The organism is Streptomyces sp. NBC_01283 (assembly GCF_041435335.1).
Taxonomy (GTDB): domain Bacteria; phylum Actinomycetota; class Actinomycetes; order Streptomycetales; family Streptomycetaceae; genus Streptomyces.
Genome location: NZ_CP108430.1, coordinates 3537487 through 3552999, shown reverse-complemented (window position 1 = coordinate 3552999; position 15513 = coordinate 3537487). Strand labels below are relative to the sequence as shown.

Annotated in this window: 10 protein-coding genes; 7 read left to right on the top strand and 3 right to left on the bottom strand. The window is 70.1% G+C overall.

The genetic code is table 11. The features are described from left to right. From fxsT to OG302_RS16005, 3 genes are all read right to left on the bottom strand, one after another. Positions 1–3903, bottom strand: a complete 3903-nt coding sequence (gene fxsT, locus OG302_RS16015; RefSeq protein WP_371527411.1) for an FxSxx-COOH system tetratricopeptide repeat protein — start codon at positions 3901–3903, stop codon at positions 1–3. Positions 3904–4301: 398 nt separating this feature from the next. Further along, positions 4302–5753: a hypothetical protein gene (locus tag OG302_RS16010; RefSeq protein ID WP_371527410.1), complete on the bottom strand. Its 1452-nt coding sequence runs from the start codon at positions 5751–5753 to the stop codon at positions 4302–4304. A gap of 321 nt (positions 5754–6074) precedes the next feature. Beyond that, entirely contained in the window at positions 6075–7190 is a 1116-nt protein-coding gene (locus OG302_RS16005; protein WP_371527409.1) for a threonine synthase, read from the bottom strand. 286 nt (positions 7191–7476) lie between these two features. Here OG302_RS16005 and OG302_RS16000 point away from each other — a divergent pair, with 286 nt between their 5' ends. The 7 genes from OG302_RS16000 (at position 7477) to OG302_RS15970 (ending at position 15481) form a co-directional block, all read left to right on the top strand. Next, on the top strand, positions 7477–9051 hold the full coding sequence (locus OG302_RS16000) for a S8 family serine peptidase (protein ID WP_371527408.1): 1575 nt from the start codon (positions 7477–7479) through the stop codon (positions 9049–9051). A 231-nt stretch (positions 9052–9282) separates the two neighbouring features. Further along, positions 9283–10503, top strand: coding sequence for a DUF4190 domain-containing protein (locus OG302_RS15995; RefSeq protein ID WP_371527407.1), 1221 nt, complete (start codon positions 9283–9285; stop codon positions 10501–10503). Between the two features lie 115 nt (positions 10504–10618). Next, entirely contained in the window at positions 10619–11884 is a 1266-nt protein-coding gene (locus OG302_RS15990; RefSeq protein WP_371527406.1) for an alpha/beta hydrolase fold domain-containing protein, read from the top strand. 174 nt (positions 11885–12058) lie between these two features. Then, positions 12059–12811 carry a GntR family transcriptional regulator gene (locus tag OG302_RS15985; RefSeq protein WP_361833161.1) on the top strand — a complete coding sequence of 251 codons (753 nt, stop codon included), beginning with the start codon at positions 12059–12061 and terminating at the stop codon, positions 12809–12811. Between the two features lie 179 nt (positions 12812–12990). Continuing rightward, complete coding sequence (locus OG302_RS15980) at positions 12991–14685, top strand: cytosine permease (RefSeq protein WP_371527405.1); 1695 nt, start codon at positions 12991–12993, stop codon at positions 14683–14685. A 205-nt stretch (positions 14686–14890) separates the two neighbouring features. Further along, entirely contained in the window at positions 14891–15076 is a 186-nt protein-coding gene (locus tag OG302_RS15975) for an SPOR domain-containing protein (protein WP_371527404.1), read from the top strand. Positions 15077–15094: 18 nt separating this feature from the next. Beyond that, complete coding sequence (locus OG302_RS15970; protein WP_371527403.1) at positions 15095–15481, top strand: (deoxy)nucleoside triphosphate pyrophosphohydrolase; 387 nt, start codon at positions 15095–15097, stop codon at positions 15479–15481. Positions 15482–15513: the final 32 nt, after the last annotated feature.

The following is a 15513-nucleotide window of genomic DNA, read 5'->3' as shown; positions in this document are numbered from 1 at the left end:
TTACAGCGGCACCGGGTCGATGTCGCAGTTGGCCCGCTGTCCTGCCTTGGCCTGGACGGTGGCCGGGTGCGGAGCGGCAGGCTCCGCGCGGAGCCTGGGCTCGTCGAGCACGCGCTCCATGCGCGCGATGGTGTCCGCCCGCAGGGTGGCGCCATCGGCCTCCTCGCCCAGCGCGATGAGGTCCATCGCCAGGTTGACCGCGCAGGCCAGCGTGGTGGGGTGGTCCTCGCCGAGGGCGATGCGGCAGCGCTCCAGGGTCGCCTCGCCGAGTACGCGGGCGGCGGCGTGGTCGTCCAGCGCGGCCAGGTCACTGGCCAGGTTGATGGCACAGGCCAGGGCGATGGGGTGGGCCGCGCCGAGCCGTTCGGTGAGAGAGGAGAGGGCCGCTTCGTCGAGCCGGCGTGCCTCGTCGGGCTGGCCGAGCAGACGCAACGTCACCGCGAGGTCGATGTCGGCGGCCAGCACGTGGGGATGGCTGGGGTCGAAGATGTCGCGGTATCCCCGGCAGGCCCTGACGCCCCGCTCGCGAGCCGCCTGGAGGTCGCCGTTCTCGCGCAGGGCGATGGACAGCGTCAGGGCGGCGGAGAGCGACTGAGGGTGGTTGTCGCCGTAGCGGCGGGTGAAGCGGGAGCTGGCGTCGGTGGCCAGTTCCAGGGACTTGGCGTGGTCGCCCTCCTTGCGGCAGGCCTCGCTGAGCTGGCGCACCGTGCCGATGGTGGCGGGGTTGCCGCGGCCGAACACCTCGCGGTAGGCGTTCATGACGGCTTCCTGGCGGGCGCGCGCGCCGACGTAGTCCCCTGTTTCACGCATGTCGATGGCGACGTTGAGCTCGGTGTGCAGCGTCTGCTGATGGTCCTGGCCGAGTACCCGGAGCTTCAACGCCAGTGTCTGCTGGTCGAGTTCGAACGCCTGGCGGAAATCACCCATCAGACGCAGGCTCACCGCGAGGTTGTGGGCGGTGTTGAGGGTGGTCGGGTCCTCTTCGCCGAAGGCCCTGCGGGCCCGCTCGTACACCGTGCGGTCCAGCTCGGCGCCGAGCGCGAAGTCGCCCTCGACGCGGCGCACGGCTGCCTCGAGGTTCATCGCGTCCAGGGCGTCCTCCCGGGAGTCCTCACGGTCGGCCGGGGCCGTGCGCTCGTAGATCGCCCTGATCTCGGCGACGAGGTCCGCGGCCTCGCGGTGGCGGCCGACGCTCCAGTAGTAGAAGCTCAGCTTCTGCCCCATGAGGAGCGTCATCTGGTCTTCCTCGCCGAACACGTCCCGCCAGGTCGCCCAGGCCCGCTCGGAGAAGTCGATCGCCACGTCGTGGTCGCCCCAGTGGTAGAGGTACTGGGCGACATTCAGGACGAGCTGCCGCACCCACGGCTGGTCCGACTTCACCGCCTCGGATGCGATGACGTGGCTGTACAGCTCCGCGTAGCGGGGCCAGTTGGCCGGGGACACCGGAGACTTGGGGTCGGCGGCGGCCAGCAGGGTGTGGGCGCCGTGCCGCATCCGGGCCTGCTCCTCCGGGGTCATGCGGTTGTTCAGGACCAGCTGAACGAGGCGGTGCATCTCGATGGAGTTCGTACGGTGGTCGATGCGGGCCAGGGAGTATCGGTTCACTTCCCTTATGGCGCGGGCCAGTCGCATCGGGTCGTTCAGTGTCGCGTCGAGCTCCGGGAAGATGCTGCTGTTCCCCAGGCCGGAGAAGATGGACCGCGAGATCGGGTCCGGGGCGAAGTACGAGCAGAGCTGCAGCAGGCGCAGGGCCGAGGGGCTGCGGTTCTCCAGGTGGTCCAGGGACACGTTCCAGGCGGCCGCCACCGGCAGTTGGTAGTCCGGGGGCGGTGACGTCTCCAGGAGCTCGGTCCGCTTGCTCTCGAAGAGGCGCAGATACTCGGAAGCGGGCATGCCCGTCTCCGCACGCCAGGCGGCGGCCTGCTCCAGGGCGAGCGGCAGGTCTCCCAGCGCCTCGGCCAGCCGGTCGGCCTCGTCCTCCTGGAGGGGCGGCCCCGAGTGGCGCAGGAGTTCCTTGCTCTCCTCGCGGGTGAAGACGTCCACCTCGAGCGAGCCGCCGACAAGACCCCAGCGCCGGTTGCGGGAGGTGACCAGGATCGTGCCGTTGCCCCCGGTGGGGAAGTAGTGGCGTACCTGCTCGGGGTTGTCGGCGTTGTCGAAGATCAGCAGCCAGCGCGAGAAGGGACGCCCCTCGCGCAGCGCCTCACGCACCGCGGGACCCGCGATGTTCGCTTCGGTGCTGGTCTCCAGGCCCAGGCGCCCGGCCAGCTCCACCAGCGCCTGACCGATCTGGCCCGGCCGCTCGGAGGGAATCCACCAGACGATGTCGTACTCACCCTGATGGCGATAGGCGTACTCGATGGCGAGCTGGGTCTTGCCCACACCGCCCATGCCGTGGATCGCCTCGGGCAGCACCGTGGTGGTGCCCTCGCGCAGACGCTCGCCGAGCAGTTCGAGGAGCTCTGCGCGGCCGGTGAAATTGGGGTTGCGGGGCGGCAGATTTCCCCAGACGCGCGGCAGTGATGTGCGGTCCCCCTCCACCGTTTGCTGGGGCGTAGTCGACATCACCGATGCTCCTTCAGGATGGGGCCGAGAGACGGGGGTTCCACCGCTTTTCTCCAGGCTGACTGCGTATCGACGATCGTGCCAGCCAAGTACCCCTGCCAGCAGGGCGGCGCGCTGCATGAAACGTCCGGAGAGTGCTCTCAGCGCGGCGAGTTCCACGCGGAGGAAGCCGATGTTGCGGCTGTTCACCTTGGGCATGGCCAGGGTGTCCAGCGGTTCGGCGGGGGAGGGGAGCAGCGAGGGAGGGCCGGTTCCGTCGCCCGCCAGTAACGCGCGTACGTCGTGCAGTATGCGTGCCGTGTCGCTGCGACGGCCCAGTGCGAGGAGTTCCTCGCGGATGTCGGGGGCGAACGAGAACGCCACATCCGTGATGGCGTCGCCCTGTTCCCCGCTGGGCCGGACGAGGCCGCTCATCAGCAGCTCCGACGCGTGCACCGGTCCCGCTCCCGGTGTGGTCTCAAGGACCTTGCGGATGAGGGGGAGGCTCAGCGGGACGGCGGCTAAGCGTGTCGCCAGGGTGAATGCCGTGGGCGATGCTCCGGCGCGGAAGTCCGACACGCGCTCCGACGCTGGCACCGTGCTGCGCGGATCGGGGACGTCGTCCGTCCACGGCAGGGCGCGCGCCGCGTCGGGCCTGCGCTTCCACTCCCGCGCCCGGGTGGCGGACATCTCCACCCAGCGTGGCTCGGGGCCCGTGACGAGCTGGGTCCAGGCCTCGGCCCAGCGGTTGGTCAGCGCAAGGACCGGCACCAGGACCGGGTCGCCCTCGAACTCCGGCTCGTCCGGGTCGCGCGACTCCACCGGGGCCTCGCGCAGCTCCCAGTCGAGCTCGCTGTTGGCCGCCCAGGCATGTCCTGCGCGCAGCCGCACCCGGGAGACGTCCAGGCCCGTGCGGAACCACAGCTGCTGGGGGAGCACGTGCACCAGGGCGACCGGGCATGTACGGCCCCAGGCGCGCAGCAGCGGCATGACCGCGCCCGACCGCCATCCGGCCGCGAGACCGTCGGTCAGCACGAGGACCACACGGCGCATGTCTCCGGGGCTGCCGAGCGGTTCCTCGGGGCAGATCCGGGCGGGGTCGGTCTCGTCGGTGCCGCGCAGGCGCAGCACGCGTACGCGCGCGAAGTCCCCTTCGCGGTTCAGCTCGTCGACCAGGTCGCCGACGGCGTGATCCCAGATCCGCATCGTCAGGTGGCTGTCGAGGACGAGGACCGCTTCGGAGCGCTCCTGCGCGCCGGGCCGGCCCGACCGCGCATGCCCGAGTCGGCCGAGAACGGACGCGGCCTCACGTCGTGCCCGCGTCGCCGGTCCCTGCCGCTGCCCTCCGTCGTCATGCATATGCGCCCTCAAGGCGTCGTGGCGGCCAGGACAATGGTGCGGAGTCCCGCAGTGCGCGGGCGTGCGTGACATCCACAAGCGCAGCCTGACAGTGCGCCCGCACTGCAAGCAAGGGGGTACGGCGGCATGGGCCGGGGCGCACGGAAATCGTGCTAGAAGTCGCGCCTGCGGCAGCGAAAGTAGTGCCTACGGCCCAGGACATGGTGCCCTCGGCGTACGGCTCCGTGCGCCCCGCGGGCAGGCGTGTGCGCCTGTGGGTCGGGCGCACGCGCCCGCCCGGCAGGTGTGTGCTCCCCTCGGGAAGCAGCCGCACGGCGGCGGAGGCCGGCTCGTTCATGGCGCGGCACCCCCTCTCGCCGTGTGCGGGAGGTTCACGGACCGGTGGCCGGCGGTCCCGTTCAACTCGTCACCGGCGCACGGTCGGGGCCGGGCGGCCCGGGTCTGCGTTCCGGATCGTCGAGCAGGATCGCCAGATGGCGTCCCACGTGGTTGTCCCAGCCCTCGGGGCCCAGCGCCAGGGCCTCCTTGCGCCAATTTCCGGCGCGCGTCACGAGGCTGGACAGGCCCCTGTCCTGGACCATCTCGGCGACCGCTTCCTTGAAGGCGGGGTCCCCGCAGTCACCCCGGTGCCAGATCATCGCGGGAACCCCGGCCCGCAGGCCCGCCATGAACTCCTGGTGGCTGGTCGGTGAGTCGGTGCCGGGCGGCTCGCTCAGCACAAGACAGACCGCGTGGTCGTCCTCCTTCAGCTCGCGCTCCAGGTGGAAGTGCGACTGGCCGGGAGGGTTGAAGTACGAATGGCTGTCGGCGGGCTGCTCCTTGAGCTGGCGCCATTTCTTGTGCCAGGGGCGGTGCCAGGCGGCCCTGCGCAGGCGCTCGAAGCTGCGGATCAGGACCGAGTAGTCCATCACCAGGGGGGTCGGGGACGAGGAGGACGACTCCTTGTGCCACCACTCCACGGGCTCGCCCAGTAATTCCCACGGGAGGATGAATTCCAGGACGACCGGTTGGCGCAGGTCCGCCCACCGCTCCTCGGTCTGCTCGATGAGGACCTCCACCTCGGCGGGCAGGTCGTCGCGGTGCAGATGCAGCGTCTCGCCGGGCACGGGATGCCAGCCCTCGGCGTCCGACTGCCGCCAGTGGGAGAGGAAATAGCGGTCCGGATCCACTCCGTCGGGCTCGAACTGGATCATCAGATACGCGGGCACCATGGGCGGCGGGGCCTGCTGGGCCATGCCGCTGCGCTGCCAGTCGGCGATCTGGTCCTCCAGGCCCCAGGCCCTGGACTGCTGACGGTTCCAGCGACGCAGGTCTTCCGCTGCCTCCATCTGTCCGTCCTCCACGAGCCGTTCGGCGGCCAGGGCCAGGAACGCCATGCTGACGGGGAGTTCCTTCGCGGCGGTGTTGTCGCCGGCCAGTCGTAAGAAGACTGCCCATCCCGTGTCGCACCACGCGGGCAATTCCTGGGTGCGTGACCGGCTGGCCCGACGGGCGAGCGTGGTGAGTCCGGCCGACGACCGCATGTCCCGCAGGACGGGCTGCAAGGGACGCAGGTCGGCGCCGTCGAAGAATTCCACTGCCTCCCATTCGTCCACCAGCCGCAGCAGCGACACCGTGGCGGAGGACTGCTGCTCCAGATACCGCAGGCAGCGCACCAGACACCCAAGACCGTCCGGGACCTGCGCGCAGCGCTCCACCAGTTGCAGCAGCCAGGGGCGCAGCGGCGCGTTGCGCAGGGGTTCCACGGGGGATTCCAGCTCGTCACTCAGCATGCGCACCCAAAGATCGGCGCTGTTCTCCTGTCGCACCGTGCTCGAATCCTGCAGTACGTCGACGATGTCGGCGACCAATTCGTTGCGAACCCTCGCAGGGCTGCGCCCTTCCACCCCCGTGACCTCCCGATCGCCACCAGCAGTCAGCAGTCAGCACTCATGTGAATCGATGGTGCGGCACCGTCATATCGATGGTGGCGACAAGCGTACGACCACAGCCCAGCGCAGGGCAGGTCTCCGGCCATTAGCAGAGCACAGCTGTGACCATTGGTCGAATTCTGTCAACTCCCGAGCTGTGAAGCGCAGTTCGTGCCGTGGAGAGAGGGTGGCGCCGGCGTTCCCGGCTCCATCGGGCCGCCCTTGTCGAACGGTGGTGCCATACGCCGGGGCTCCTTGATGTCAGGTGGCGGCCAGTCCTGATTTCAGGCCCGCTCCGCACAGCGGGACCACGGCTGTCCGTTCACCGAGGGCGCCGTCCCTCACGGCCGCCCAGCATGCGACGCCGGTCGCCTCGACGTACAAGCCGCGTCCCGCCAGATCCAGTTGGGCGGCCCGGATCTGGTCCTCCGTGACCGTCAGGAAGGTGCCGCCGGATCCGCGTACGGCCCGCAGGATCTGCCGTGCGCGGGGCGGGCGCGGGATCGCGATGCCCTCCGCGAGCGTCGGCGCCATCGGCTCCGTCCCGGGGGCGTACAGAGGCTCGTCGGCGCCCGCGCGCCACGCCTCGGCCAGCGGGGAGACCGCGGCGGCCTGCACGGCGTACAGCGCGGGCGCCTTGGCGATCAGGCCCGCCGAGTGCAGTTCCCGCACCGCGAGGGCCGCACCGAGCAGCAGGGTGCCGTTGCCCACCGGCACCACGAGCACGTCCGGCAGGCGGCCGCCCAGGTCCTCCCAGAGCTCATGGACGTACGTCTTGGTGCCCTGCAGGAAATAGGGGTTGTGGACGTGCGAGGCGTAGAAGGTGCCCGGCTCGTCGGCTGCCGTCCGGGCCGCCCACGCCGTCTTCTCGCGGTCTCCGGGAACGACTTCGAGCCGCGCCCCGTGCGCGCCGATCTGCTCCAGCTTCTTCGGCGACGTGCCCTCGGGGACGTACACCGTGCAGGGCAGTCCGGCCCGCGCGCAGTACGCGGCGACCGCCGTGCCCGCGTTGCCGCTGCTGTCGGCGATCACGCGCTCCGGGGCGAGGCGCGCCGCGAGCGTGGCGAGCATGACCGCGCCCCGGTCCTTGAAGGAGAGCGTCGGCATCAGGAAGTCGAGCTTGGCCGAGATCGCGCCATCCAGCGGTACGAGCGGTGTGCGGCCCTCACCGAGGGAGAAGGCGGGGGCGGGCAGGGGCAGGGACTCTGCGTACCGCCACAGGGAATTGACCCTTCCGTTCAGGGCCTTCAGCGACGCGGGATTGGGGGAGAAGTCCAGGTCGAGCGGGCCACGGCAGACGGGGCAGCACCAGGCGAGGGTGCCCGCGGGGACCCGGGTTCCGTCGGCGGGGCAGAAACAATCCGGCAATGCTGTCATGTGGTCAGGCTAGTTGGGGCAGTTGGGGCCGATGTGTCATGACGGGTGCGTGGCGGTCATGTTACGTCCGGTCCTGACCCTTGTGGGTTTCCTATGGGTCCGCCAATCTTTCGTCCCGACGAAGGCAAGAGCAGGCAAGGCGACTTGACATGTCCCTGTCTTTTGTTGGTGTGCCTGCGGGCACCACCCCAGCACCATCAGCTTCATCGCAGGCCATCAGCTTCACCCCAAGCACCATCAGCAACACCCCCCACCAGCGCACCACCTATTGAGGAGGACCCCTCAGATGGCAGTGATGCGTCATACCCGCCGAAGACTGGCCGGGATCAGCGCGACAGCGGTCGCGGCCCTCGCCCTCGGCGTCGTCTCCGCCCTCCCCGCGACCGCACAGCCGGGGCAGGCCCAAGGCACGGTCGAGAACGCCGGAGTCCCCGGGGCGATACCCGGCAGCTACATAGTCACCCTCGACGAGGACGCCGCGAAGGCGGGCTCCAAGGCGGGCAAGGCGCTGGCCGACGAGTACGGCGCCGAGATCAAGCGCACGTACAAGAAGGCCCTCAACGGTTACGCGGTCGAGCTCTCCGCCGACGAGGCCAAGAAGTTCGCGGCGGACCCGGCGGTCGAGTCCGTCGTGCAGAACCGGACGTTCACGGTCGACGCCACCCAGCCGAACCCGCCGTCCTGGGGCCTGGACCGCATCGACCAGAAGACGCTCCCGCTGAACAACTCGTACACCTATCCGGACTCCGCCGGTGAGGGCGTCACGGCGTACGTCATCGACACCGGAGTCCGCATCAGCCACAGCGACTTCGGCGGGCGTGCTTCCTACGGATACGACGCCATCGACAACGACAACACCGCGCAGGACGGCCACGGCCACGGCACGCACGTCGCCGGCACCGTCGCCGGGACCCTGCATGGCGTCGCAAAGAAGGCGAAGATCGTCGGCGTGCGCGTCCTGAACAACCAGGGCTCGGGCACCACCGCGCAGGTCGTCGCGGGCATCGACTGGGTCACCCAGAACGCGGTCAAGCCGGCCGTCGCGAACATGTCGCTCGGCGGCGGCGCCGACAGCGCCCTCGACACGGCCGTACGCAACGCCGTCGCGTCCGGCATCACCTTCGCCGTCGCGGCCGGCAACGAGTCCGTCAACGCCTCCACGCGCTCTCCCGCGCGCGTGACCGAGGCCATCACGGTCGGCGCCACCACGAACACCGACGCCAAGGCGAGCTACTCCAACTTCGGCAGCGTCCTGGACCTGTTCGCGCCGGGCTCGTCCATCACCTCGACCTGGAACACCAGCGACACCGCGACGAACACCATCTCCGGTACGTCGATGGCGTCCCCGCACACCGCGGGCGCCGCGGCGCTCTACCTCGCGGACAACCGCGACGCGACCCCGGCGCAGGTGTCCGCGGCCCTGGTCAGCGCCGCCTCCACGGGCGTCGTCACCAGCCCCGGAACGGGCTCGCCCAACCGCCTCCTGAACGTGGGCCCCGGCTCGACGAACCCTCCGGGCCCCAAGTTCGAGAACACGACCGACTTCGCGATCAGTGACAACGCCACGGTCGAATCGCCGATCACCGTGACCGGCGTCCCCGGTTCCGCGCCCGCCTCCCTGAGCGTGCCGGTCGCCATCAAGCACACCTATGTGGGTGACCTCCAGGTGCAGCTGATCGCGCCCGACGGCAGCGCGTACACGCTGAAGGGCTATGGGACCGGCGGAAGTTCGGACGACATCAACACCACATACACGGTCAACGCGTCGTCCGAGACGGCCAACGGGACGTGGAAGCTGCGGGTGAGCGACAACGCGGCACAGGACGTCGGAAAGATCGACTCCTGGGGGCTGCAGTTCTGAAGTTCTGAAGTTCCGAGTCCTGTGCTCTGAGTGATTCCTTCTGGGGCCTCGTCCTCGCGGCACGGCTCCGGGTCGCCGACCCGGACCGCCGCGGGGACGAGGCGTGCGGGGGCGGTGAAGAGGTTGGCGCTATGGGGCTAGATCTACCCATTTAGTGCCCGGCTCGTGCGCCGCATACGATGCGAGGCCGTCCGCATCGACCGACCCGCCCGAACCAGGAGCACGGAACCCGTGGCCATACCCCCGCCCCCCGACTTCGGTGGCTGTCCCCAGCAGCCGTACGGGCAGGCCCCGTACGGACCGCCCGTGCAGCCCCCGTACCCGGGTGGGCCCCAGGTGCCGTACCAGCAGTGGCCCGGCGGGTACTCGCCGTACTCCCGGCCTCCGGTCAACGGCTTCGCGATCGCCTCGCTCGTTCTCGGGATCCTCTGCTTCCTGCCCGCCGTCGGACTGGTCCTCGGGCTGGTGGCGCTCGCGCAGATCAGGAAGAAGGGCGAGCGCGGCAAGGGCCTGGCGATCGCGGGCAGCGTCCTCTCCGTCGTCGGCGTCGTGCTGCTGGTGCTCGCCGTCGTCACGGGAGGCGCGCGTGACTTCATGGACGGCTTCAGGGAGGCCGCGCGTGACGCCAGGAACAGTGCCGGGTTCCCCGTCGGCAAGGGGGAGTGCTTCAACGTCCCCGGCAGCAGGCTCGAAGGGGCGGAGTACGCCTACCAGGTCGACCGGGTGCCCTGCTCCGCGCGGCACGACGGGGAGGTCTTCGCGTCGGTCCGGGTGAACCACGACAGCTACCCGGGCGACTCCGCCCTCACGTATCTCGCCGAGGAGAAGTGCGTCCGCCTGCAGGCCGACTACGTCCTCGACAGCTGGGCCGACTGGGGCGACGCCCAGGTCAACTACTTCGTGCCCGACCGGGAGACCTGGCGCCAGGGGGGCCGCCACATCACCTGCCTCTTCGGTGACGCAGGGCAGAAGCGCTCGCTGAAGGGCTCGTTGCGCCGCGACGGCACGAATCTGGACGCCGATCAGCTCGCCTACCTGAAGGCCGACAAGGCCCTCTACGACGCCTACGGGTCCGAGCCCGACGCGGAGAGGTTCGAGGACGACCTGCCGGGCCACAAGGAGTGGGCCGGCCGCGTCGACAAGGGCCTCGCCGAGCAGGCGCGGCTGCTGCGCGCGCATGACTGGCCCGCGAAGGCCGACGCCGACATCACCGCCCTCGTCGACGCGATCGAGCGGAACCGCAAGCAGTGGAAGAGGGCGTCCACCGCCGAGGATGCCGACGCCTTTTCCGAGCGCTACGTACCGGCGCAACGGCACATCAGCGGCGCGCGCGAGGCCGCCGCCCGCAAGGCCCTGGGCCTGGCGACCACTTCACCGCGTGACGCGACTCCCGGGGACGAGAGCGCGGGCGGTCACGAGGACGACGGAGGCGGGGCGGGCGCCGCGGTGTGACGAGGGGGCGGCGGTGCGGCGAGGTGGCGGAACGGAGGCGTGGCGACCGGGTACGGGTGCCGCGAAGCCGCTCACCTTAAGGGCCTTTTGTCCGCTTCTGTGATAGTTCTTCGGCGTGACGACCGTCGTGACGCCGACCGTCGCAGGCCAGCGCACTCCGGGGCCCGCGGCGTCGGACCCTCCCCGAAGGCGCGGCCGCAACGGCAGGAACGGGCCCAGGGTTTCGTGCGTCGCGCACCTCTCCCGCGGACTCCTCGTCGTCGTCGCCCTCCTGAACGCCGCCCTTGTCGTGCTCGTCGCCGCCCCGCTGCCCCGCATCCCCCTCCTGGTGCTCGTCGCGGGGGCGGTCACCTCCTGGGGGCTCGTGCTCGTGCCCCCCGCGGTCATCGGCCTGGCCGCCGGCGCCGTCGCGGGGCGGCGCCACCCCTGGTGCGCCGGACTGGCCGTACTGACCGCGTTCGTCGCGCTCGTGTACGGCGTCATGCCGTACGCCGCCGGATACCGCACCGCCCAGGACAACGGGCAATCCCTGGCTCCCACCGCCTACTTCCAGGGTGTCAACTACGCCAAGGCTCCCGACGGCGACCGCACCCGCCGCTACGCCCGCACCGGCGAGCAGCGCGGAAAGCTGGACCTCTGGACGCTGCCGAAGCGGACCGGGGTGCGTCATCCGGCCGTGGTCTGGGTGCACGGGGGAGGCTGGAACAAGGGGCACCGCGGGCAGAGCCCCGCATGGAACCGCTGGTTCAACGCGCGGGGCTGGTCCGTCTTCGACATCGACTACCGGCTCGCGCCCCGTGTGACCCAGCTCGACCAGATCGGCGACGTGAAGTGCGCCGTGGGCTGGGTGCGGCGCCACGCGCGCGTGTTCGGCATCGACCCCGACCGCCTTGTCCTCGCGGGGAGTTCGGCGGGCGGCAATCTCGCGCTCGCGGCCGCCTACACGGAGGGTGATGACCGGGTCCCCGCGTCCTGTGCGGTGCGTGACAGCTCGGTCGCCGGGGTGATCTCCCTCTATGGGCCGACCGACATGGGGCGCCTCATCGCGGGGACCGCGCTGCGCGGCGACCCCATGATCCCGCGTCTGATGGGCGGTTCGGCGAAGGCCGTCCCCGCCCGCTACCTCCTCGGTTCGCCCGCGAAGCTCGTACGGACGGATGTGCCGCCCACGCTCCTGCTGCACGGCAGCGCGGACCGGGCGGTGCCGGTGGCGCAGGCGCGGGAGCTCGCGCGGCGTCTCGAAGCGGCCGGGGCGCCGGCGACGTATGTCGAACTGCCCTGGGCCGACCACTGCTTCGACGTGAACTGGGGCGGCTGGGGGAGCCAGATCGCGAGATCGGCGATCTCCCGCTTCCTTGACATCCGGGGCGCGAGCGCTTGATCGTCACTCCGTGGGCCACCGCGGGAAAGTGATCGCCATAGCTGCGGAAAGCCCCTGCGTAAAGACCTGAGCACCGCAAAATCATCACTTCGGGTGATTCCTTGGCCTTGGGTTGCGGCCAACAACCCACGGTTGCCAGGCTGTTGCTGTCTGTCAACCTGATGGGAGTGGCCAGTGACTTTCGGTGAACAGCCGGCGTATCTGCGTGTCGCGGGTGATCTCCGCAAGAAGATCGTCGACGGTTCGCTGCCGCCGCACACCCGGCTCCCCTCGCAGGCCAGGATCCGCGAGGAGTACGGGGTGTCGGACACGGTCGCCCTGGAGGCCCGCAAGGTCCTGATGGCCGAAGGCCTGGTCGAAGGACGTTCCGGATCCGGCACGTATGTGCGCGAGCGACCCGTGCCCCGCCGCGTGGCGCGAACCGGCTACCGAGCCTCCGGCGGCTCGACGCCGTTCCGTCAGGAGCAGGCGGAGGACGGCGCGCGCGGCACCTGGGAGTCCCGCAGCGAGCAGGTGGAGGCCGCGAGCGCGACCGCCGAGCGGCTCGGCATCCGCGCGGGCGACCGCGTGATGTGCACCAAGTACGTGTACCGCGACGCGGGCGAGGTCATGATGCTCTCCACCTCCTGGGAGCCCCTCGCCGTCACCGGACGCACTCCGGTGATGCTCCCCGAGGAAGGGCCGCTCGGCGGCTGCGGAGTGGTCGAGCGCATGGCGGCCATCGACGTGGTCGTGGACAACGTCGCGGAGGAGGTCGGCGCCCGCCCGGGGCTCGCGGAGGAGCTCATGGCGCTCGGCGGCGTCCCCGGCCATGTGGTGATCGTCGTGCAGCGGACGTACTACGCGTCGGGTAAACCGGTCGAGACGGCCGACGTGGTGGTCCCCGCCGACCGGTACCGGATCGCATACCACCTGCCGGTGAAGTGACCGGGTGCTCCGGCGTACGCCCCGGATTCCGGACGGGCCCGTCCGCCCGCCGTGATCACGAGTTAACGCGCGCCGGTCTTCCGTAACGCCGGAGCAATGAGTCCCTGCAACGACTTGTCATGTACGGCTCCTAACTTCATCGCCCGTACCCGCAATCCGGTCGGACGACAGGAACTCGCATGACGGACACGGCCACCCGCGACACCAGCGCCGCCGAAGGACCGCCGCCCCAGCGCAGTTACGCCAGGATGGCGGCCGACGAGAGCCGCGAGGACTACTCCCTGCGGTATGCGCCGCACTCCTTCCGGCGCTGGTCGCCGACGATGGTGGCGTCAACGGCGCTCGGCGGCATCGCCTACCTCGCGGACTTCGCGATCGGCGCGTCCATCGTCCTCACATACGGCTTCACCAGCGGACTCGCCTCGATCCTGTGCGCCGCGACGATCATCTTCGTCACCGGCATCCCGATCGCGCGGGCCTGCGCCAAGTACGGCCTGGACATGGACCTGGTGACCCGCGGCGCCGGCTTCGGCTACTTCGGCTCGACGCTGACGTCGCTGATCTACGCCTCGTTCACATTCATCTTCTTCGCGCTCGAAGGCTCGATCATGGCCCAGGCCATGCACCAGGCCGTCGGACTCCCGGTGGAGATCGGCTACTTGATCACGACGCTCATCGTGATCCCGATCGTCTTCCGCGGCATGGGCGCCCTGGCCAAGGTGCAGGCGTGGACGCAGCCGATCTGGCTCATCGGCATGGTGCTGCCCTTCGTGGTGCTCGCCTTCGAGGCGCCGGACGCCTGGGGCGCCTTCGGCTCCTTCGGAGGGACCGAGGGGGCCGGCAGCGGCTTCTCCTGGGTCGCTTTCGGGCTCGGCACGGGTGTCGCGCTCTCGCTCATCGCCCAGATCGGCGAGCAGGCGGACTATCTGCGCTTCATGCCCGCCAAGACCGAGCAGAACAGGCGGCGTTGGAATCTGGCCGTCCTCGCGGCGGGCCCCGGCTGGGTCATCATCGGCGCTGCCAAGCAGCTCGGCGGCGCGTTCCTGGCGTTCGTGGCGCTGGAGGCCGTCGGCAGGACGCACGCCCTGGAGCCGATCGCCCCGCAGATCGAGGCCCTCAAGCCCTGGCTCGGCTCCTTCGCGCTGCCCGCGGCGGCCCTCTTCGTGATCGTCTCCCAGGTCAAGATCAACGTGACCAACGCCTACAGCGGTTCGCTGTCCTGGTCGAACTTCTTCTCCCGCATCACGCACAGGCACCCGGGCCGGGTCTGGTACATCTTCCTCAACCTCGCCATCGCGCTGACGCTGATGGAGATGAACATGTTCGCGGCCCTCAACAAGCTGCTCGGCTTCTACTCGAACGTCGGCATCGCGTGGATCGTGGCGGTCGCCGCCGACCTCGTCATCAACAAGAGGATGGGCTGGAGTCCCCCGTACATCGAGTTCAAGAGGGCCTACCTGTACGCGGTGAACCCGGCGGGCTTCGGTTCGATGGTGATCGCGTCGGTCGTGTCGATCCTCGCCTTCTTCGGCCTCTTCGGGGAGTACGCGGAAGCCTTCTCGACCTTCATCGCGGCCGGACTCGCCGTGACCCTCTGCCCGTTGATCGCGTGGGCGACGAAGGGCAAGTACTACCTGGCGCGCCCGAACCCGGTGAACGGCCCGCATGTCGATGTCCCCGACGTGACGGCCACGCACGCGTGCGGCGTCTGCGAGACGGCGTACGAACTCCCCGACATCGCGGACTGCCCGGTCCAGGGCGGCCCGATCTGCTCCTTGTGCTGCTCACTGGACGCGGAATGCGGCGACGTCTGCCGCACGTCGCCGCCGAGTGAGCCGGTGCTCATGCCGATGCCGACGGTGCGCGCCGACTGACGCGGGCTCGCACCGGCCGAACCGGTGGCACCAGGGGGCGCACCCGCCAAGGTGCGCCCCCTCGGCGATGGCCAATTGCGTACCTCTTTGTGCAAACTCGTATCCGCTGAGTAAAGGTCGGGCGTAGGCTCGGGCATATGCGGATTGCGGTTTCCTTATTGATCGAGGCGTGGCGCGCGCCGGGGGCGGCGAGCGGAGGGGCGCGATGAATGACGGAACGTCCGTACTTCCCTGGTTCGTCATACGGCAGGACGACAACGGCAACCGCTACAGGGTGGGCAGGTACGCGACGAAGGCCGAGGCCGAGAGGATCGCGAACAGCCTCGACGATCACGGCCGCCAGCAGCTGTACTGGGTGGAGAAGCTGAGCCAGAACGGCAGCGCGCACTGACCGCATAGGCTCCGCCGTATGACGGAACGGATCGTGGTGGGCGCCGCCCTGTACGACGGCGGGCGCCTGCTGGCCGCGCGCCGCAGCGCACCCCCCGAGCTCGCGGGCCGCTGGGAACTGCCCGGCGGGAAGGTCGAGCCCGGCGAAAGTCCCGAGGAAGCCCTGGTGCGGGAACTGCGTGAAGAGCTCGGCGTCGCCGCCGAACCGGTCGCGAGGGTGCCCGGGGAGTGGCCGCTCAAGCCGGGGTACGTCCTGTGGGTGTGGACGGTGAAGCTCCTGTCGGGAGTCCCCGAGCCCCTGGAGGACCACGACGAACTGCGCTGGCTCTCGCCCGACGAGGTCTGGTCGGTGGAGTGGCTGGACGCGGACGTCCCGGCGGTGGCGGCCGCGATCGAGTGCCGCTAGGGCCCGTCGGGTGTCGCCACGAGGCGCCGGGT

What these genes read in the sequence shown, in the direction of transcription:
- fxsT (WP_371527411.1), bottom strand. Translation starts at nt 3,903, where the DNA reads ATGCATGACGACGGAGGGCAGCGGCAGGGACCGGCGACGCGGGCACGA.
- OG302_RS16005 (WP_371527409.1), bottom strand. Translation starts at nt 7,190, where the DNA reads ATGACAGCATTGCCGGATTGTTTCTGCCCCGCCGACGGAACCCGGGTC.
- OG302_RS16000 (WP_371527408.1), top strand. Translation starts at nt 7,477, where the DNA reads ATGGCAGTGATGCGTCATACCCGCCGAAGACTGGCCGGGATCAGCGCG.
- OG302_RS15980 (WP_371527405.1), top strand. Translation starts at nt 12,991, where the DNA reads ATGACGGACACGGCCACCCGCGACACCAGCGCCGCCGAAGGACCGCCG.
- OG302_RS15975 (WP_371527404.1), top strand. Translation starts at nt 14,891, where the DNA reads ATGAATGACGGAACGTCCGTACTTCCCTGGTTCGTCATACGGCAGGAC.
- OG302_RS15970 (WP_371527403.1), top strand. Translation starts at nt 15,095, where the DNA reads ATGACGGAACGGATCGTGGTGGGCGCCGCCCTGTACGACGGCGGGCGC.